Here is a 20,980-nt window from a genome sequence, read left to right on the forward strand (position 1 = left end):
TCAAAGTTGTTATTCTCTGCGGGTTATTGTTCCCACCAGAGTTTCAGGTTATCTGAACCGGCATCTTTCCAGATACTACCGGTAGCATCGGTTCCATCAAGAATGCGCCCCGTTTTATTTGCTTCTATGGTGTACGTAGGTGGGGTGGCACCATTATCATGGATACTAAATTCTCCCCATGCGGTTTGGGCGCCTGCGGCTGCTACATAAGTAGAGCGCAATGTAGAGAATAAGGTAATACCTGTTCCGTTATGTTCTACGGTTGCAGAACCGCCCATACCATCAAAATCATTCGTTAGGTTGCCTGCTACAGTAACCTGATTCTGCGTTGAGGCACAATATTGAATGCTGCCGCCATCTACTATGCCAATGATACAACCCCATTCATAAGTAAGAGTAACCGAAACCGAGCCTGTGGCATAACAACCCAAAACGGGAGAATAAACGGTTCCTACCAAACCACCTACCCTATATTTTCCTGAAACATTACCCGTAGCATAACAACCGGCCAGCATGCTACCTTCACCGTAAATTATCCCTATCAAACCGCCAACATTGTCACAGCCTGCTCCGGTTACACTTCCTGTGGCATAACAGCCTACCACTTTGGAACCATTAACTTCACCAAACAAACCACCTGTATTTGTTGAGCCATTAACTTTTGCTGAAGAATGGCAGGCTATAGCAGGGGTTCCTACGAGAGAGCCTACTAAACCACCGGTAAAACCATCTGGCCACCCCTTTATCTCGGCTTCGGCACCCGTAACACTACAACCGGACAATCCGGACATACCTGATATCCAACCTGCCAATGCACCGACATGACCTATTCCGGTTATCTTCGGATTCTCCAATGTAAGGTTGCTAATACCATATTTATTAGAAGCTCCATTAATACTACCAAATAACCCCTGATAATAAGCATTCGGAGCATTTATATACAACCCTTTGATTGTATGTCCGCCTCCATCAAAAGCTATAGAAATTGAAGTACTGCTACTATTTATCGGTATCCAGTTCTTTGCTGTGCCCCCCATAGTGGCGGCATCGCCACATATTCCTTCCGCACCAAGGTCTATATCCGAAGTTAGCTTATAGTATTTATTTACATAGTTCTGTTTCGACACTCCGTTCAAACGATCTGCCAACAGTTTCAGTTGAGCACCATTGGCTATTTCGTAAGCCTTGTCGGCAGTAGAGCCATCTATGTCGGGGGCACCTTCATTACTGAATGTATCGTTCTCTTTCGTCAACGTGACGCTTGCATTATAGAGGTTTCCCGCCTCGAGCGTAGCATCCGGAAGAGAACCTTTATATATATTCCCAGCATCGTCTGTTGCTTGCACCTCGATTTCGGATAGCTCAACCGGAGGGAGAGAAAGGTAGACCGTGGTCTTATTGTCCGTCACAGGAAATGAACTTTCGTTGGAAGTAGTAATTGTCTCTTTGCCAACATACCTAATAACCGGATTTTCTTGAGTCAGGTTTGCCGTCAAAGAATAATATATCCCTTCCCCATTCAGCATCACCTGGCGCACAGAAGTCACTCCATTGGGCAACTCTAAAGTCAATTTTACCGCAGCAGATAAGTAGCGGAACGAAAAAGCCGGTTCGGTATTTGGATCATACTTCGTAAAAGCATACATACATAAACGCAGGTCTTCCAGTTTACCGGTCTGTTTGTCCAAAGCAAAGGTTACCTGTTCAGCGCCCGAAGAAGAAGTAGGACTGGGATAAACAGCATACAGCATTTGACCCCCTGTCAAACCTCCGTCAAGGTTACCGGTAAAGGTTGCCAACTTCTTATTAGTAGAGTGAATGCCTGCCTGGGTAAAAGTCTCCCTATTAGTAGAATAAGAGCGATTATACAACACATAGAACTCCTCCCCCGTTTCTTTCCAGTTCACCGTCAGCCCGATGTATTGGCCGCTGTTGTCTTCTTCATAACTAAGGCGGGTAGAAGAATCGGAAGCAGGCATACCGGCACGCACGGTTATAGTCAGCGGCGGGGCATCGGGGGTATCCGGAATTATTGGTTCCGGTTCATTCTGGGTACAGGCAGTTAATGCACAGAAGCCTACAACGGCATAGAAGAAATTGCAGTTTTTCTTTTCTTTTTTCATCATTATATCGCTTTATATCATAGGATGTATGAATTGTCCTGAAAACTTTCTGCGAAAGTATATCAGGGCGATATAGCAGTGTCATTGATTCTGGAAAACTTTTCATTGATTCCGGAAAAAGTAGGCTTCCCTGCGTCAGGAGGCGTTCTTCTTCAACATTTTCCGGTAGTCGGACGGGGTCATTCCGTACATTCGTGTAAATGCTTTCAGAAAGGGGTCGTATGAGGTAAACCCTGCATCCATCGCTATGGTGTGCATGGTGGTTTTAGATTCATCGGACATCAAACGGAGGGCATGTTCGAGACGGAGCCGGTTGATGTAGGCAGCCACCGTTAGTTGCGTAGCAGCCTGAATGGCATCCGACAGATAGCGCTCGTTGGTGTTGAGATGAAGGGCGAGTTGTTTGCGGTCTATGTTGGGTTGTATATATAGTTTTTCCTCTTTCATCAGTTGCTCCAGCTTGCGGAAAAGTATCTGTTCGCGCGTGAGCTCTTCTTCGCGGACAGGCGTAGGCATCTTATCGGCAGCCTCAACCTGATGCAGATGTTCCTGTATCTGCTCGTAAAGAACACGGTTCTTTTGGCGCAGGCGTGCCGAATAGCGTATGTATATGCAGATGATGATAAGCAGCAATACGCACCCGCCCATAGCAATCAGGGCTTTGAGCAGGTTCAGGTTTGCCTGGGCTTCCAGTGCATCTACCTGGTAGAGGGTGTGCAGGTCGTTCAAATGGGCATCCCAGGTGGTGGTACGTAGTGAGTCGGTCATGGGCACCATGCGTTCATAATCGTCGAGGGCACGGCGGACATAGCCGATAGAGGAAGCGTCGCCACGGTCGAGGCCACGGAGTATCTTGATACGAGACTCGAGGGCAAGAATCTGGCTGAAATGGTCTGCCAGAGAGTCGTTCGCCATCACAAGACTATCGGCAGCCACAAGGGCACGCTCGTAACGCCCGGTGTAGTAGTTTACATGCATCAGGAAATCAATGTAGTTCACCTGTAGGGAGGGTATCTTCATAACGATCTCTTCGGCCAGGACAAGGCAGGAGTCGGCAGGAGCGGCTTGCCCCAGCATGCCATAGCCCAAGGCGAGGTCGAGCTGGCAGTAGAACTCATCGAATATATTTGCCAGCGGACTGGTAGTGACCAAAGCCGCAAAGTTCAGCGACTCGGCCAGTCCTTCCTCGACACGGTCTGCGCGGTAGAGAAGCCGGCAAAGCAGATTGTAGAGCCGCAACGAACGGTCGTCATGCTCCGGATAGCTCTTAAACTGGCCCAACGCTTTCTGGGTGTACTCGATAGCTTCCTGCGAACGGTCCAGGCGATGGTAGGTGAACGCCATGCACATATTGGCAAAGGCAATGCCGAGATCTATCTGTTGCTGCGTGGCGGTTTCGTAAATGGCGTTCGACTCGCGCAGCGCACTCTCTACGCGTTCTACATCGAGCAGAGATTCCACATACAAGCTGCGGCAATAGTAGTAAAACTTCCACGATCCGTTCTTTTCCAGAAAATGGAGCGTGGAAGGCAGTTCGGCTTGCAGGCTGTCTATCTCATAGTAATTGGCAAAGCACTGGATGCGCGACATGCGGGCGTAGGCTTCCTCGTGCACATTGCGCTGGCGGTGTGCCTCGTCGACATAGCGACGGAGCACGGCAAGCTCAGTGGCCATGTCCAACTGTTGCGCCTCGCCGTGCAAGGCGGTATAGGCATCGAGTTTTTCCTGCCCCTCTAGTTCGGATATGCGGACATTGATACTGTCGAAGGGTGTAGAAGCCGTAGCACGGGTGCCGATCAGGGCGGACAGCAGTAAAAGATATGTTAGAAAGAAACGTTTCATAGCAGTGTTCTTTTGAAAAGGTCCGCAAGATAGTAAAAATATACACAGCTTCCACTATTCAGCGCGCAAAGTATCGGCCGGTTGTATCCGCGAAGCCAACCGCGAAGGATACCATACGGCAAAGCCGGAGATGATGGCAAGGAACAGCAGAGTAATGCCGTAGTTTAAGAAATAGTGTCCGCTGCCAAACCCTGCTTGTTTGTAATCGGCAAGAGGAATACCTATGGTTTCCAGAAGTTCGCTTTGTCCGAGGTTGACACAGATATAAGCTCCGATAAGACTGGCGATAAGAAGCAGTATCATTGTCTCCGTAAACATTTGCCATTGTACCTTCCGCTTGGAAGAACCCAATGCAAGGCGAAGGCCGATTTCACTTCTTCTGGACTCTGTTCTCGACCAGAACGTACCGATAATGCCAAGAAATACATTGATGAAGAGGAAAGCCGTGATAGCCAATACACTCTTTATTTCATCGCCCGTATCACCTTCATCATAACGCTCTTTTCTTTCCTCCAGAGAGGTAACGTTGTCCAGGTAATAAGGTCCGATAAGTAGCTGATCTTTCATTTCCTTCCTGAACCGATCCATAAAGCCCTCTGCTGCATCCGGATTTACACGGACAACGGTCTCACAGTATTTAATTTCATACTGTGAGCGTGTCAAGGGTTTAAACATCGCACAGTCATATCCATTAAAGGCCGATCTTTTCTGTTTCCCGGTTACTCCAATCACAGTATATGGCTTATCGTCATCTTTATCGCGTCTAAGTTGTTTCACCTCAGTGATAGGGATCGCCGGATTCTTTTCGTCCTGGAAATAACCGTTACGGTTGGGGCTAATCAGGGCAACTCTATCCTCGTTTGTAACATCTACTTCGTTAAAAATGCGACCATATTCAAGATTCATCTTAAACACATCGAAATATCCCGGATTAACTTGTTTCACCAATACCGTATAGGCGATAGAGTCGTTATTGACCAACTGCCCCTGAGACGATGTCGAGTTTCCGTAAGGAATGGCAGCCCTCGAAATACTGACACCCTCGATGCCCGGGTATTTCTCCAATCTTTCTTGCAATATCATGGTATGACCATAACGATCGTCTTTAGCTTCTTCTATATCAGCGTTCATTCGCATCTCTATCAGATAGGTATGTTTGATGTCATACCCCAACGGTTCGAAATAGCGGCTGCCGATGTAATACAGATAATCGCTGCAAAACCAGAACACACAGAACACTACGATAAATTCCAGAAAGATCAACACATTCGATTTGCGTTCATTCCAGATTACTTTAATTATATGGCGCATCATCTTTATTTTTCGTTTTGGTTGATTGAATTGATTATGCTTACCCTCGATGCCCTGTATGCAGGCAGTCCGGCCGAAAGAAGGTTGATAATGAGGCAGACCACGAATACGGCAATAAAGGTGACCGGAGAAACTAATGTGGCAAGAGGTATAACGGCATCATCGGACAAACCAAGCAACCATGTTCTCATCCAAAGAACAACTACATAAGAAAGAATCAGTCCCAGAGCGCCACCGATAAGAGAGGTTATGAGGTTCTCATATAGAACCTGTACGAGGATAACGTACTTCTTGGCGCCGAAAGCCTTTCGCACTCCGATCTCGGTTGTGCGTTTCTTGATGCGCGAAAGGCTGATGCCCGAAAGGTTCAGAGCGGGAACAAGAAGCAAAATGAGGAGGATAACTACTCGTTTACGATACATTACATTGATGCTTTCTTCAACATCTTCAGGGCTATATCCGGATATATCAGATACAAACACCCTGTGGTTATGAGGTCCGCGTACGTACAAAGCCTCCGGTTGTTTATCTATTCCGTGCCTTTTCTCGGCATTTCTTATTTCAGCAGCAATAGCAGGATAGTCGGCGGTGGTTTTTGCCAAAAAGGCCACAAGGTAAGAATTGTTCTTGTCATAACCACTTACCGAGGTATAAGGAATCCACAGCTTGCCACTTGCCTGTCTGAACACGGGGGAAACATCTTTCACCACGCCAATAACCTGATACTCTTTTTTATTCAATTCGATAGTCTTACCCAAAGGTTCTTCTCCTTTGAAGAGTGTCCGGGCTTCACCCTCACAAATAACAGCGTAGGGCATGCCCGATTCGAATTCTTCTTGTGTATAGGCTCTTCCTTTGACGAAGGAGAAAGAGAATAGCTGCCAATAGTTGGCATCTGTGCTCCGTACTCTTCCAATGGCAACTGATTCTTTCTTACCGCCTGTGTCGACCGTTGCGTTCTGCATGTTGCTATAGCCATAAACAGAGACTAATTCGGGCGTCTCTAAATCTTGCAGGTAATCATGCACAATGTCGTAGCCTACACTTCCGACCCATGAATTTCTTACATTTTTCACCGAATCGCTTAGGCTGTAGCCATCGGCGTAGTATGTTCTGTACCTGTTGATCTCGGGTGCAACGTTTACGTTCTTTACTTCTTCTGCCACAATGATGGTCATGATCATCATAATGGCCAGCGCCGTACCCAGAATGGCAATGATGCTCATAAACTTATTCTGTTTAAGCATGTGCACGGCCTGCTTTACGTATATTTTCCTGATTCCAATGTTTCCCATCTTCTGTCCTCCTTCTATTCTACTCTTCTACCGTCAAAGAAACGAATGATGCGCTTGGTTTCGCGGGCGATATGCTCGTCGTGAGTCACCATTACGATGGTTGCTCCATGCTCATTTAGTTTGAAAAGCAGGTCCATAATCTCGGCTCCCATTTTACTGTCGAGGTTACCGGTAGGCTCATCGGCCAATATGATTTTAGGATTACCGACAATGGCGCGGGCAATGGCTACGCGTTGGCACTGTCCGCCCGATAGCTGCGAAGGATAGTGTTTCATGCGGTGCGACAGTCCTACTTTTTCGAGAACGGCCTTCGCCATCTCGCGACGGCTTTTGTCGGTGGAGTTGCGATAGAGTAAAGGCATCTCTACGTTATCCAATACATTTAGTGAGTTGATGAGGTGGAAACTCTGGAATACGAATCCCAGGGTTTTGTTCCGGAACTCGGCCATGGCACCGTCTTTCATACCGGTGGTGTCTATGCCGTCTATCCGGACTTTGCCTCCGGTAGCCTGGTCGAGCAGTCCGGTAATATTCAGCATCGTACTCTTTCCGCAACCCGACGGCCCCATAACGGAAAGGAACTCACCTTGCTCTACCTCCAGGTTGACGTTCTCCAAGGCAATGGTTTCGACTTCTTCCGTACGGTATATCTTAGTAATTCCTTCTAAATGAATAATTCCCATGATGTTTAGTTTAAAATAAATAATGGTTTATCTCCAATAATGCAAGTAGGATGCCACAATTGCTGGATGCTAATAATCAGGAGGTTAAGAGAAATAAAAGGTGTACGGAAACGGACATTTTTGTCCAAACGCCTTGATTCTTAATAATCTTTCATATCTTTACGGAAAATTACGAAACAACTCTTTAGGGTATAATTATGCATAAAAAGATAGCCTTCTTATTTACTATCTTACTTTTAGTAGCAGGAACAGCTTCTTCCCAGAATCAGAAAATAGCCGAAGTAGATAGTACAACAATGGCTTATTATAAGGAGTGCCAGAAGGTGCTATCCAAGCCTATTGTTATTTCTATGGCCGATACGCTTTACCGGATGGCCGAACATACGGGTGACCAACGCATGCAAGCGGTAGCACTGTGCACAAAGTTGGACCATTATTACTACAATAGTAATATGGAGCATCAACAGGATAGTATCATTGCATGGGTAAAGCGTGTACAGCATTTTGCCAGGAAAACCAATCAGCCTAAATATTATTATTTCGTATGGTCGGCCAGGCTTGTCAGCCACCACCTATACCGGAAAGAATACAACATCGCCCTACTTGAAGCCGAGAAAATGCTGAAAGAGGCGCAGGAAGAAGATTATAAGGAGGGAATTGCCGACTGTTATGTAACGATGTCAAACATCTACTCGGCCAAAGGGCTTAACGCGCAGGTATTTGAGTTTAATTTGAAAGAGATTGAACTTTTTGAGAAATATGACCTGGACAGGTATAACATTACACTAAAATATGGGAATGTAGCCGAATACTACGCTGCAAACGGGGAGCCTGAGAAAGTGGAAGAGTATCTTGCCAAAGGCGAGAAAAATGTAAACTCCGCCTATCACGAAGCATGTATCAAATTAAACCGCGTAAATTGCTATATCTCCATGGGGAAGCTTCAATCTGCCGGCAAGGTATTGGCGGAAGCACAGCATATCTACGCAACAGAAGCCTCTCTTGAAGTAAGGGATGAGATACTGCGCCGGACCGAAATTGATTATTACGGTGCCACCAAAGAATATGACAAAGCATTAATAGCTTTGGCTGCGTGGGAAAAAACCATTCAATCGCGACAGCAGGAAGTATCCTTGCCCAATCTCTATCTGAAGAAAGCTGATCTATACTGGGATATGGATCGAAAAAGGGATGCCGCCGAAATGTACCGGAAGTATGTTGATTTAACCCAGGATGAAAAGCAGCAAAATGAAGAAATTACAACGGCAGAAATAGCGACTCTGCTTAGCGTTCAGAAACTTAGTGCAGAAAACAGGGAACTCGAAAAGCTAACAAGAGACAGGCAATTGCAATATACAGCAATCATTATCATACTGTTAAGTACTATCTTGTTGATTGTAATTTATTTCCTGTACCGCCAACGGCGACTCAACCGGAAATTGAAGAAATCACGCGATACGCTTAACGAAAAAAACATCATACTGCTTAAGGCCGAAGAAGAGCTACGCAAAGCCAAAGAAATAGCCGAAAAGAACAGCGAAATGAAGGATATATTTATCCAGAATATATCGCACGAGATACGTACTCCGCTCAACTCTATTGTAGGATTCACGACCATACTTTCGGAGGCATGCCCCACAGAGGAGGTAAGATCTTATGCAGATACGATTGAAAAGAATAGTCAGTTGCTATTGCAGATGATCAATGATATTATCGAGATCTCAGATCTTGACCGTGGGGTCAGGGAAATAAAATACACTCCGGTTTCCCTGAATGAATGTGGCGACCGGGCGATAGAGGAGGTCCGCCCGTTCTTAGCTAAAGATGTTGAACTGTCTTTTACTTCACTATATGGTGATCCGGTTGTACACACCGACAAACAGTTGGTGACGCAGGTATTAAACCACTTATTGAGTAATGCGGCAAAGTTTACGCACACCGGAGGTATTACACTGACAATAAAGGTAGACAGGAATAAAAAAGAAGTTCGCTTCATCGTAACAGATTCCGGTATCGGTATTCCGGCAGATAAGCAGGAAAACGTCTTTGAACGCTTCGTCAAACTGAATGAATTCTCGCAAGGCACCGGATTGGGGCTGTCTATTTGCCGCCTCTCGGCAGAGAAGCTAAATGGTTATCTGACGATTAACAAGGAATATGCACTGGGAACACAGTTTGTTTTTGGAATACCTTTGCAATAAACTATAAAAAAGTTGTATTGATAAATAGTCTATTGATAAAATCATTATATTTGGATGGATACATCAATCAATAGAATATATGGAAACAGGTATTGTAGTAGAAAAGGAAGCTATAACAGATTATGAAGCAGGAAGTGGTTCATTGCATATACCTATTTTAGGTGATCTTTTCCCGAAGTTATTTGGCCAGCGCATGAAACCCGTTGGCAGATGGTTCATCACTGCCAGAGTTAACAATGGGCTGTATAGATATGAGGTTGAAGAAGACCTATACAAGCGGCTTAAAGAAGGAGATCAAATAGGAATAGGGACTGATAAATACGGCATGCCGGAAGTTGTGGCTGACAATAATTCCACCACACCTTTACAATCGGAGGATCTGTCGCTCTATTCGGGAAATCTCTACAACATCCAAAGCTGCGACTACACAAGACTAATTCTAACTAAAAACACAACCGATAAGTACCTGATAGACATGATCACTGAATTTGGGGAGTTATCGGGCAATGAAGAATTTGAAACCCATAGTTTCTGGTTAGCTCAATCGGAAGACTGGTATGTTATTAAAGTCGGAGAATCCATTGACTTTTTCACTTATCATAATCTGGTCGGCTGGCTTCAGGGTTATGAAAACACTCAGGATATCCCCGAATATTCTATTGGTTTTGCTAATCATAAAACAAACCCAATGTTCGATTATATATTTCATTTAGATCATAAAATCAGTAGTGGAGATACTGAGATAGGGGCATTTAGAAATGAAGATTCATTTTTCATTTACCTTCCCGAAGCTTATGAAGAACAAGGAAATTTAACGATCACCAATGATGTTCATGTCTCATTTAATGAGCTCCTTAAACTTATCTCTGAGAATGGCCTTGATCTTTCAACAATTGATTCTTTGAACTTTATAGAACATAGAGTTAATATGAATATTTAGGTATTTATATATCACTTTACACTAATGCAAGTTCGTACACTAATGCAAGTTCGTACATTAGTGTAAGTTTGTACATTAGTGTAAGTTCGATATAAGAGATCAAATTCGATATAAGAAACCAGTATCTAATGTATCTGTAAGGCTGAAAGACTGTAAGATACATTCAAATGATGTTTTTTTAGATTGAAGCTATTTATTTAAATAGTGCAATATACTATTTCTGCCAGTTTAAAGGATTTATTATCACTTTGCATTTTTAAAATGAAAAATGCAGAGTGTTTTTGACCTGACGACCAAAGGTGAGCGTTTGCAAGGAGTTTTAGATTGGATTGACAAAATGTAAGAGCTAAAGGATTATTGGGTCAAGTAAAAAAGTAGGTTGCTAATTATTATATCGTTATTATCCGGTTGAGATGCCCTAGGCATCCCAATGGTTTGCCTAGGGCATACTACTAGGATGGCAACGACCTTTTTTAGGAATAAAATAAAGAGATAATTTACTAGTCCACCTAATTATCTCATATTCTCTTGTTCTGAGAAACCCATGCTCCAAATGCCTCTTTATTAATTCCTCTAACAACATTGTTTATAGGCAGTTCCTTTTGTGCTAGACGCAAGATATCTTCTTTGCGGATAAACACGATATTTTCTTTAGCGTATTCTTGTATATCGTATACTGTTCCCAAATCCTGTAATTTATTTTATCTTAATCTGCGTATCAATGAAATATAAATCATCGTCTATACCACAAAGCACATTATTGGGTACTGCATCGAATATCTCATATTCGTCATTATAGAATTCATCTATGGAATCCATAGTAAAACCTAACGATTCCATATAAGTAGCAATTTCATCTTCTGTAGCTTCACGCTTGGCTTGTATATATGGTTGGATGAGAACAGCACAAAACTCATTCTGGCTGTTATAGGAAAAACCAATCATATCATAATGGACGTTGCCAAAGAAGAGATTATGCGCATCAATTCTCGTGAAGAAATTAATTAAATCTTCACCTGCATACTCAAAGTTATTCAGCTTGTATATGGTAGAATCACCATCGTAGTAGACTTCATTCTCACCTCCTTTGTCGAGGTAAATAGTGGATAGACTTTGAATATTAATCCAAAACCCTTTCGAATTGGCATACTCTTTTAGCCTCTCGATTTGCTCTCTCTTATAGCTCTCTGCTTATTCAGCATCTCCTGTTGCTTCTTTGCATCTTCTAACGATACTGGCTGCTTCTTCCAGGATTCCACCGATTTGCGAGTTCGCTCTATCCATTGTTTGTGAAATTCATTAATATATTCCATAATTGTAAATGGTTTCTGCAAATATAGTGATTCGAATTGATACTTAAATATGAAGTGACATAAAACATTGAAAGGCTTACTTATATACCCCTCTACATATTACGTCACTATCTCCAACACAAGGCTTAACTCTTGAAATACTTTCATTAAGTACTTTAGATTTGTAACACAAGACGTTAACCGTTGTCTTCATGTGAATTTTGGTTTAACTCTCGGTTTAACTTTTAGGTAAAAACCAACGAAAAAATATAAAGAAAGGAAAATGATGAGATATAAAAAGAGTAGTCCACACAAAAGAAAAATTCTCCGCAAATCATTGACTTACAGAGAATTAGCCGAGTACTCGGAGCGGGACTTGAACCCGCACAGCCGCTATGGCCAAAGGATTTTAAGTCCTTCGTGTCTACCATTCCACCATCCGAGCAACATTTCAAAGAAAGAGCGAAAGACGGTACTTTAACCCGTCACCGCTATATCATTAGTATACAATACATTTCAAACTTTATCAAAGAACAGGTACCGATTAAGTACCTTTTTCTTGTCTCGAATTGTCCTACAGATGTTATCCAATGTCTGTCTTACTTTTCGGGTTCAAAATTACACTCTTTTTTTGAAACTGCCAAATTATTGATAAATAAATGTCTTTTTCAAGGTCGAGTAGGCTTGGACATCTTAATCCAAGCCTCTCACAGAACCGTACGTGAATTGCACCTTCTACCCTGCATTTTCTTGATTAATAGTCCTTTTCATTTTTTTCGTTCCATTTTGGACACTACGATTTTTCCCTAATAAATGTTGTCCGTTATTACAAATACGCCGGATAAACTGCCCTTTTCGCTCCATTACCATTACAGCAACTTCATCACTACACTGATTCGAATTTCTTGCATCAACCCGGTTTTAGCATCATCTACTTGCATTTCGATGCATCATCAATAGTTTCCTTTCGGTCATCTCCTATATAGTACCTAACGGTTTACATCGTATATGTATCACTTACTACTCTGCCTTTTGAGCAAATCAGCATACACTGGTTTGATTTGTTTAAATTTTGATCAATAATACTTTTGATAAGTAATAAAGATAGAGTCGTAAATGATACGAAATGACACGGTTTACTCCCTCGAAACCGTAAAATCCGCATAACAAGTACCCGAAAAACGGGGCTACTCCCCATCATTTTCCAAATACAGATACATATCCGGGTTGTACAACGAAGGCTCTTTATAACCGTAGCAGATCACCTCCACCATCGCCCGGTATTTTTTAAAATTAATATTCGTTTTATTGCATTCCGCAGCCGTAAGGAAATGAAACTTCCGGTCGTTGTACTCATCATTCAGGTAGCAGCCACGCTCAATCATATTTTTATACGTGCGCCCTTCCGTATGCATTTCCCGTGCTTTGTAATAAGCGCGCAGTGCATTTGCCCGTTCCTGATCTGACGATAGCCGGGCACTGGCCTCAAAACCAATTTCTTTGCCCACCATTTCAGCCAGCTTTTCATCTTCGCACACCGTAGTCAGGAATTCAATATTATTCCTCACAAGTATAAGGTTATCTTCATCACATTCCTTCCATTGCCACCTTTGCAATATACTATTTATCTTCCTGCTATATTGACGGCACGCAAGGGTAACTATCACACGGTATTTGCTTTCAGTTTCAAGGAACGGACAGCTTTCAACGGCACACCCCTTGAACCGGAGCCACCCCATCAGGCTCTCAAACTCTTCTTTAAACTCACACCAAAACATCAATTCCTTATGCGCCTCGGCTATCGAAAGATTGGTTAACAGGTACGTTTCGCCATAAATATGCGAAAACTTAATAATCTCTTTGAGGTTGAAAATAGAGTCGGTCACAAAATACTGTATCCTCCTCATCAATTCCTTCGCATTTATTCTCTTCCCGTCAGCCGTCGGCGCTGTTTTATTATCCCGCATCCACAGCCGGTAAAACTCGTTTTTATTCACCTTCGTTTTAAAAGTCAACATGATGATACGGTTGTGTATACTCGAATTCAACGCATTGCTCATCCCTGTAAACATTCTATCAATTTCCAGTAAACGATAAGGCCTTTCCGAATGAATTTCCGTATCCGGTTGCATACACCTGTATTTTATCACCATATAAAAAAGGATGATTTCGAAACAATCATTTGTCAGCAACAGATTCCTGTAATTCGCGTTTTCGTCAGTAAACAAATATTCCAATTGCTTCATCTCCACAAAATGCACATCTTTATAAGCGCTCGAAAGGCATTTCATGGCATGGTATGCAAAGAATTTGTTGATCTCTTCCAATTGGGAATATTTAACCCGGCCCCTGGTAGATTTAGCTATATCTTTTATGAAAGCAAGCACTTTCAGATATTGCTGGCTGGTCATATTATATGCGGTAGCTTTCTTATAGAAAAGAGAGGATAAGAGATATAAAGCTGCAATTTCAATAAATCTTTTTCCACCAGCTCCGTTTTTCAAAGAACTGTCAAAAGTATCCTTTATATATTTAAGTTCATTGCTACCTCTCTCAGACCGTTTTTGTATATATTCATTCAAATAATTTATCAACGGGTCGAAGCGAGGAAATGTATGGCACGACAACATACAATCTCCCAGATTTGATAATATCCGCGCCAGCAGGTTGAAACGCGCATCATCCCAACCGGGATAGCCATCGTTTCTCAGCGATGTAAGCCTGTCCAAAATTACTTCCACCCAATTGTCCCTGTCACTAATTGGATTCTTTTCTTTTGGCGATATACCCTCTTTATTATCCGATTTCTCCAGCAACAATAAGATTGAATACTTATAGAAATGGCACGCATCACACGGGAAAACCTTCGCGTCTTTAACTTTTTCTTTACGTCCTTCCTTTTCAGATATTCTGTCCATCCCCTGACATTTTCCGCATTCACGAATGCACCCCATGCGCTTTCTCAATTGCCATACCCCATCATCATCAAACCGGACGGGCTCACCATTATCACTGAGTGGCGAAGTAAAATCATAAGGAAAAAACTCGCTGAAAGCCGGTAGATGCTTCACGAAAGAAGAATTTTTATAATACAGGATATCCCCCAACCGGGCGTAAAAATCGGCAAAGAGTAGCGTATAATTATCCTTGTTGACCATATTTGTAAGGAAAACAAACTCCTTTATCAACCGCTTCACATCCATCACACGGATACCGCCCATTTGCGATTTTTCGAGCACCTGAAACCGGGCTAACAGCGGCAGGTAAAATATCCTCAGCCCCTCGTAAGAAGTAATTCGGTTCAGAATCTCCTGTATCTTTGGATGCAGCTGATTCACCCCATCCAGCAGACACGTGAGATGTTCCCATGTATGAATATCTTTAAAAAAGATTCCCGGTTCATCACTCTCATTCTCCACATTGATCTGGGAATCATACACCACCCTCATTTGCCCATCCACCTCACACGTGCGCAAACCTAGCTTTTTAATATCTATATCCCGAGACGATATCAGCAACTTCACCACCTCAGAATAAACAAGGAAAGCCTGATCGTTGAGATTCTTCATTTCGTAAACGATACCGAGACACAACATGGATTTAATAAGGATAATGATCTGTTCGGGTGTCATATCCACCGGGTTTATGGTCAGCAACAACGAAATAGTACTATTAAATTCAATGATCGCCTCCTCCACCTCCTCATCATAGAGATACAATTCACCCAGTGTAAAGTGCAGCGAACTGAGCGTAGTAACCGCCTTGTGCACCCCTAAATCCTCTGCCTTCAACTGTTCGTGCACTTTTTTCTGTAGCTGCTGGTAGTATTGCTTGATATTGTAAGACTCGTCGAGCGTGAAATTATAAATGGCCGACGACTCCTCCGACACCCGGGCCAGGAAAGCAATCTCGTGCGCTATTTTCTTGTAAAACCTGAAATGATACAATCCATTATCCACCTGCTTAATGTGGTTTTGAGACAAATAATGCAAATGATCCTTGATATACATCCTCAGTTCGGGATTCTTATTAATATCAATCAACTCGGGCGAACTTTCGAGCGCCCGCCAGCTAAAGGCATGCCGGTGGAATTTGTATAAATGATCGAGGAAAAACAGCCCGGCCACCAACAATTTATCACCATGTTTCTGCACATTAGTACTGTTGAACCGAATGATAACCGGGTTCACCAGCGAAGCTATCAGGTTGATACTATACTGCTTATAAAAGTCGAAAACAAGGAAATAGATCGTATTCGCCTGCGTTTTTTTACACACCACACGCTCATATTCCTCTATTTTCTGGTCGAAAGCATAAGGCATATACCGCTCTACCGACTGCTCGAAAAGCGATATCATCTTTTTAGGCGCACCTTTGCCCACATGGGTAAGGTAGAGAATAAAATTGTCCAGCAAATTCATAATTTTGCGCCGAACAATATCCTGCTCCCTCTTACATTCCCGCTCTGCCTGCTTCGACATTCCTTTTCGCTCCGATTCATCTATCTTTTTCAGGTACTTATTATATTCCGCCAGGTTATATTCCGCCACAATATAATTACCTGGGAAAAGATGCCTGCACACATATTGTTCCGTCATGCTGCAAATATCAGTAATCTTCTTATCCGAAAAATCCGACATAAAACTCGGCACATTGATTACGTCGTGAAAAATACTGCTCACATAATAATTCCTGTCGGCAACATCCGCCAGCGAAGCCTCGTAAATCTCCTTTCCGGCCACAAAAATAAACTTCGCCTGTGCCGTGGTAAGGAAATACTTAAGCCCCGAAAGCAAGCTAAACACCGCCTGCTGCCGGCTACGGGTATTTTGTGGCGAATAAGAATTCGTTTTCAGGTTAGCCACGCTGTTCGTGTCGTCAGGCTCAATCTTGTCCAGCTCATCGAACACTACAATAAACTGCGGATGAGCTATTGTGTGCAAGCGCGAAATCTCCTGTAGAATACTTATCAGCTGTTTTTCGATATCATGAACGTCAGACCGGGGGTAATTCTTCTCCTTCCGCCTGCTATGGTTGACCACCAACGGCGATTTATAGGGCGAAATCCCTGCCGCGGTCAACTCCTCTTTCTTTATATCTGCCGCGATAGACTCTTCCAACTGCCTCAACTGCCTCAATACCCGCCTTTGCCTACGCGTGAACAGATAACGTAACAGGAAAAACACAACAAGGAAAGTAAGCCAGAAAGTGGGCGAGAAAAACATCTGGAACACAGATGACATCATCGCCCTCTTCTTATTCCCTAACCCGGTACCCGCACCGGTTTTATTAGCTTTTTTCTCCTCTAAATCATACAAAATTTCGTCTTTGGTTATCGTATAATACCTCACGAACTTAGCACTATCAGCGCTGCTCATCTTTCCGGTACTTTCAAATTTGGATTGCAGGGAATTCAAATATTTTATCCGTAATGAATCCGTCGGTATCGAGTCTGAGGCAGTACGCGAAGTAACAGTTTTACCAATCAACCGTGCGGTAATCAACAGGGGCACCTTCACCTTTTCCTTTATCCCCTCCCGGGTATTCAATAAAGAAGCAATGCGGTGTTCATATTTCAATTCATCCAGTTCCGTCTCAAGCACAGAAGCCGCGTAAGGGTTGTCCACAAATGGTATCTGCTTTCTGATACGACCCGCCGCACTGGCTATCATCCGTTTGTTATAAGCGTGATTCTTGAGTGTATCTTTCTTGATCCCATTTTCCATGACCGACAAATTCTCCACGATTATATTTTTATGAACAGAAGGCCGTATGCTATCCTCTACCCTTCTCATTTTTCCCACATGATCCACCACCACCACAGAGTCGGTGAAATCATCTTTTTCGAATGATGTAGCAAAGCCTACCATGGTAATCCCCGTAAGCGAATATACAAAAAAAGCAACAAACACACTACAAGCCAACAGCAACACCAGACGCATCCAGTACACATACCCTGTGCTCACAAAAGTCCTGTACTCCTTGTTGATGTTGTGCGAAACCAGCTTCAACACATCCAGGTTCCGCAAATTATCATACCCCAGATTAATTTTGATGCTTATATATTTCGTGCGGTCAAAAAACCGTTTCAGGGTACGATGCTTCTGAAACCATATCGACAGTTTTTGGGAAGAGATACGGTAGAGCTCGTAATTCCGGCATATCCCCCATAAAATTAAATATAATAACGAAGGAATTACGAAAATGGAAATTATAAGTTTAAGAATAAGATGTATATGGAAGTAATAAAACAGAGCCACGATAAGCAAAATACCTATTAAAAGAAAGAATGTATAAATCAACGGATAAAGAAAAGAATAAGTGTTTGGTTTTTTCTTTGAAGAAATAATTTTACGGTACGCTTTCGATAATTCTTCTTCTTCATCAGCCTTTCTGCCGATAAACATTTTCCTGAGGCTATTCATCACAAAGAAGAATAAAAGCACAACTCCATACCCCAGATATACCTGAATAAAATTGGAATTACAAAACAGCTTGGCAATCAGCATTACCAGTGTGACGATGCTCACATACTTGGCATACTTCATCAGCTGGTTCTCTTGCTTCCTTTCTTTATAAAACCTCACCATCTCCGTTATATATGGACCAAAGAAGTGGCAAACTTTATACATCATTTCTCCACATGCCAATTTCAACCCTTTCCGGTACCTCTCCCGCCTCCAATACTTTTTCAGCCTCCAGCACTGTACTATCTTCCGGTGTTTCGTCTTTCGCTGCTGTTTCATTTTCCGGTAAAGGCTATGTCTACCCACATAGAAGGCAGATACAAACCACAATAGCCCCACCGCCACCCAACAGACTATTTGTATGGTAACATCTGACTCATTAAATAAATCATATTTTACATACCTATTGAGCAATGTTATCAAAAAGATGAATGCCAACAGGAAAAAGTACTGTAAAACGTACTGCCAAAATCCATTTCCTTTTTTGCCCGACAGCTCGGTTATAACCTTATTAATAAGGCTCGTTTTGCCCACCCCCCGTTGTCCGGTTATCAGGTACGTGCCCGATTTGCCGTCACTCTGCGTAAAAATAGCCCTCAGACGGTTCCTGATGTCATTGCGACCAATAAAGTTCTCATCATTTCCTTCGAAAACCCCGTGCCTGAAATTAAAATTATGGATTTCGAGATATATCCGCGATATTTTAGATGAATATTTCGACAAATAGCGATTCCTTTTTTCCTCTTTTTTACTTGTTGTGTTCCTCATTCGCATCATTTTTCACAAGACTAATTTTTGCATTAGAAAAATAAAGAAGCTACTATCATATTGATAATTAATAGCTACCAGTTATTCCGCAAACTTACATAAAAAGTTTGATTTATAAGTGCGTTTAATAAAAATGAAGAACATACCCTCTGTATTTCCATAAAACTTTGGTGTTTTTAGATTGAAACAATGAAACAAAAACCTACACTTTTTTTGAAACCGCCAAATTTTGATTGATGTTACTTCGGAATGCAGAAACTACTAACCAAACTCAAACTGGCACGCATTGAAGGGACAATAGTCAAACTACTATTTCAGTTACAACGGACGGATCTATTGATTATTGATGACTTTGGGATGAAGACACTAGAGACAAGATTTTATGGAAATTACTGAAGACAGGCACGCAAGAAAGCCACTATTATTGCGAGCCAGTTACCCGTCAGTAAGGGATATGACGTCATTGGAAATTGGGTCATTGCAGATACAATACTGGATAAAATTGTACATACGTCCCACAGATTTGATCTAGAAGGAGAGAGTTTAAAAAAGAAAGTATAACTTTGTAATAACAAACCTGGTCAACAGAAAAGAAACGGGGTATCACCGAAATATGCACAATTAATAATATTATGTGGAATGATAATGAAACTCATATTGGGCACAATTAACTGAACAGAAAGAATAGAAGCGATTTGCTACTCCAAAAGCCATACTGTTCCTTCTATCAATTAGCTTCAGCCATGACTCATGCTGTTCATTCTCAGTTATATTTATATATCCTCGTTCCATCATTACTTTTTTTGATGTCCTTTTAATCGTATGTTTCATTGAAACTACTGCCAGATTAAGTTCAATTGTAATTTTTGTATCAGTAGTCTCAAATCCGCCCCAATGATATCTGATATTATTTCATCGTTTTGTTACAACATATCCTTCTGATTTTGAGGGTTATGTTGTCCCATATTTGGAATGGTACGGGAAAGCTCTCGCACTTTTGTAAAAGTTTCAATGATAGCGATAGTAATTTCCATTGCTTTTGGAAATTTTAGGATAGTCACTAACATTATAAGCCTTTTTCGCTAAAAACGTTGGAGAGGTACCCGTAAACTATCCAACTTAAAGTCGAAATTTTCGACTTCAAGTTTTCCCAGTCTCTTTGCTGTGATGAAATAATGTATTCATCAGAAACTTATCAGGATTGTTCTTTACTGCTTCATTAATATGTTTAGTTTCTACACTGTATAATTCAGCCACATCACTATCAAGTATTACTTGTTATGCTTGTATAGTTACAATTCAACTTTTAATCTAAAGAATTTCTCGAGGCTTGCCACTGGGTAAATAAACATAAGGTTTCTGAAAAAGTTTATCTTTGTTTTCATGGACGATGACCATATCTATAAACGACATAATAAGACGCTTCTCCTTTATCATATTGTTCTCCCTATCAAGTATCGTAGAAAGATTGTAACGGATATGATTGGATCAAGTTTACAAGGGGTTTGTATGGAAATCTCGGATCTCTATGAAATTGTTTTTGTGGAAATCGGTTATGAGCCTGATTATGTCCATTTCTTGTTGCAGAGTGTTCCTTCTTATTCCGTATCAGATATTGTGACAAAGCTCAAGAGTTTGACCGCTCGGGAATTGTTTCGTTTACACCCTGAAATAAAGAAGTAGTTATGGGGTGGTAGTTTTGAACAAGCGGTTATTATGCGAATGCAGTAGATTTGTATGGGAGTCGTGATGTGATAAAAGCATATGTTTCAAATCAGGGTACGGAAAAGAAGTACAAGAAGATATATGATTTCGACAAATAGATAGTTCTCACTATCCAAACCAATAGATTTCATCCTAAGACTAAGAGATACTACTTCTAAATCAAAAAACGGAAAACAGCTCCCGTACGAGGGATATTGCCATGTCCATTTACCAGATTATCAGAAAACTGCTTGCAAATGTTGAGAAATTTTGCGAATATTGCATGTAAGTTGTGCAAATGATGATAAGGTATTAAAAGTTTGGTCACTTCTATATACTAAATATCAGTAATAT

The 20,980-nt window shown here is 42.0% G+C and carries 10 protein-coding genes, 1 tRNA gene and 3 pseudogenes; 4 read left to right on the plus strand and 10 right to left on the minus strand.

Features of this window, described 5'->3' with window-relative positions:
- Positions 1-23 precede the first annotated feature (23 nt).
- The 5 genes from D0T87_RS17905 to D0T87_RS17925 form a co-directional block, all read right to left on the minus strand.
- Entirely contained in the window at positions 24-2,126 is a 2,103-nt protein-coding gene (locus D0T87_RS17905) for a fimbrillin family protein (RefSeq protein WP_163176566.1), read from the minus strand.
- Between the two features lie 132 nt (positions 2,127-2,258).
- Positions 2,259-3,965, minus strand: coding sequence for a helix-turn-helix domain-containing protein (locus tag D0T87_RS17910; protein WP_163176568.1), 1,707 nt, complete (start codon positions 3,963-3,965; stop codon positions 2,259-2,261).
- A 54-nt stretch (positions 3,966-4,019) separates the two neighbouring features.
- On the minus strand, positions 4,020-5,279 hold the full coding sequence (locus D0T87_RS17915) for an ABC transporter permease (protein WP_163176570.1): 1,260 nt from the start codon (positions 5,277-5,279) through the stop codon (positions 4,020-4,022).
- Between the two features lie 2 nt (positions 5,280-5,281).
- Positions 5,282-6,571, minus strand: coding sequence for an ABC transporter permease (locus tag D0T87_RS17920; RefSeq protein WP_203558726.1), 1,290 nt, complete (start codon positions 6,569-6,571; stop codon positions 5,282-5,284).
- A 14-nt stretch (positions 6,572-6,585) separates the two neighbouring features.
- Entirely contained in the window at positions 6,586-7,254 is a 669-nt protein-coding gene (locus D0T87_RS17925) for an ABC transporter ATP-binding protein (RefSeq protein WP_163176572.1), read from the minus strand.
- 197 nt (positions 7,255-7,451) lie between these two features.
- Between D0T87_RS17925 and D0T87_RS17930 the strand changes: the two genes are divergently transcribed.
- Positions 7,452-9,455, plus strand: a complete 2,004-nt coding sequence (locus D0T87_RS17930; RefSeq protein ID WP_163176574.1) for a HAMP domain-containing sensor histidine kinase — start codon at positions 7,452-7,454, stop codon at positions 9,453-9,455.
- 79 nt (positions 9,456-9,534) lie between these two features.
- Positions 9,535-10,395, plus strand: coding sequence for a hypothetical protein (locus D0T87_RS17935; RefSeq protein ID WP_163176576.1), 861 nt, complete (start codon positions 9,535-9,537; stop codon positions 10,393-10,395).
- Between the two features lie 518 nt (positions 10,396-10,913).
- Here the strand turns inward: D0T87_RS17935 and D0T87_RS17940 are convergent.
- The 4 genes and pseudogenes from D0T87_RS17940 to D0T87_RS17955 form a co-directional block, all read right to left on the minus strand.
- Entirely contained in the window at positions 10,914-11,081 is a 168-nt protein-coding gene (locus D0T87_RS17940; RefSeq protein WP_163176578.1) for a hypothetical protein, read from the minus strand.
- A 10-nt stretch (positions 11,082-11,091) separates the two neighbouring features.
- Positions 11,092-11,679, minus strand: a pseudogene (locus tag D0T87_RS17945) (hypothetical protein).
- A gap of 369 nt (positions 11,680-12,048) precedes the next feature.
- Positions 12,049-12,132, minus strand: a tRNA-Leu gene (locus D0T87_RS17950).
- A 742-nt stretch (positions 12,133-12,874) separates the two neighbouring features.
- On the minus strand, positions 12,875-18,922 hold the full coding sequence (locus tag D0T87_RS17955) for a hypothetical protein (protein ID WP_163176580.1): 6,048 nt from the start codon (positions 18,920-18,922) through the stop codon (positions 12,875-12,877).
- Between the two features lie 249 nt (positions 18,923-19,171).
- Between D0T87_RS17955 and D0T87_RS25165 the strand changes: the two are divergent.
- Positions 19,172-19,483 (plus strand): annotated as a pseudogene (locus tag D0T87_RS25165) (ATP-binding protein).
- 579 nt (positions 19,484-20,062) lie between these two features.
- On the opposite strand, the gene D0T87_RS25170 reads toward D0T87_RS25165, so the two are convergent.
- Complete coding sequence (locus tag D0T87_RS25170) at positions 20,063-20,194, minus strand: ORF6N domain-containing protein (RefSeq protein ID WP_370526909.1); 132 nt, start codon at positions 20,192-20,194, stop codon at positions 20,063-20,065.
- 111 nt (positions 20,195-20,305) lie between these two features.
- Between D0T87_RS25170 and tnpA the strand changes: the two are divergent.
- Positions 20,306-20,745, plus strand: a pseudogene (tnpA, locus tag D0T87_RS17970) (IS200/IS605 family transposase).
- Positions 20,746-20,980: the final 235 nt, after the last annotated feature.

The organism is Bacteroides sp. 51, assembly GCF_010500965.1.
Classification (GTDB): Bacteria; Bacteroidota; Bacteroidia; order Bacteroidales; family Bacteroidaceae; genus Bacteroides.

Excerpts from the sequence above, each read along its gene's own strand:
- D0T87_RS17925 (WP_163176572.1), bottom strand. The coding sequence starts at position 7,254 with ATGGGAATTATTCATTTAGAAGGAATTACTAAGATATACCGTACGGAA.
- D0T87_RS17935 (WP_163176576.1), top strand. The coding sequence starts at position 9,535 with ATGGAAACAGGTATTGTAGTAGAAAAGGAAGCTATAACAGATTATGAA.
- D0T87_RS17920 (WP_203558726.1), bottom strand. The coding sequence starts at position 6,571 with ATGGGAAACATTGGAATCAGGAAAATATACGTAAAGCAGGCCGTGCAC.
- D0T87_RS17910 (WP_163176568.1), bottom strand. The coding sequence starts at position 3,965 with ATGAAACGTTTCTTTCTAACATATCTTTTACTGCTGTCCGCCCTGATC.
- D0T87_RS17905 (WP_163176566.1), bottom strand. The coding sequence starts at position 2,126 with ATGATGAAAAAAGAAAAGAAAAACTGCAATTTCTTCTATGCCGTTGTA.
- D0T87_RS17915 (WP_163176570.1), bottom strand. The coding sequence starts at position 5,279 with ATGATGCGCCATATAATTAAAGTAATCTGGAATGAACGCAAATCGAAT.
- D0T87_RS17930 (WP_163176574.1), top strand. The coding sequence starts at position 7,452 with ATGCATAAAAAGATAGCCTTCTTATTTACTATCTTACTTTTAGTAGCA.
- D0T87_RS17955 (WP_163176580.1), bottom strand. The coding sequence starts at position 18,922 with ATGAGGAACACAACAAGTAAAAAAGAGGAAAAAAGGAATCGCTATTTG.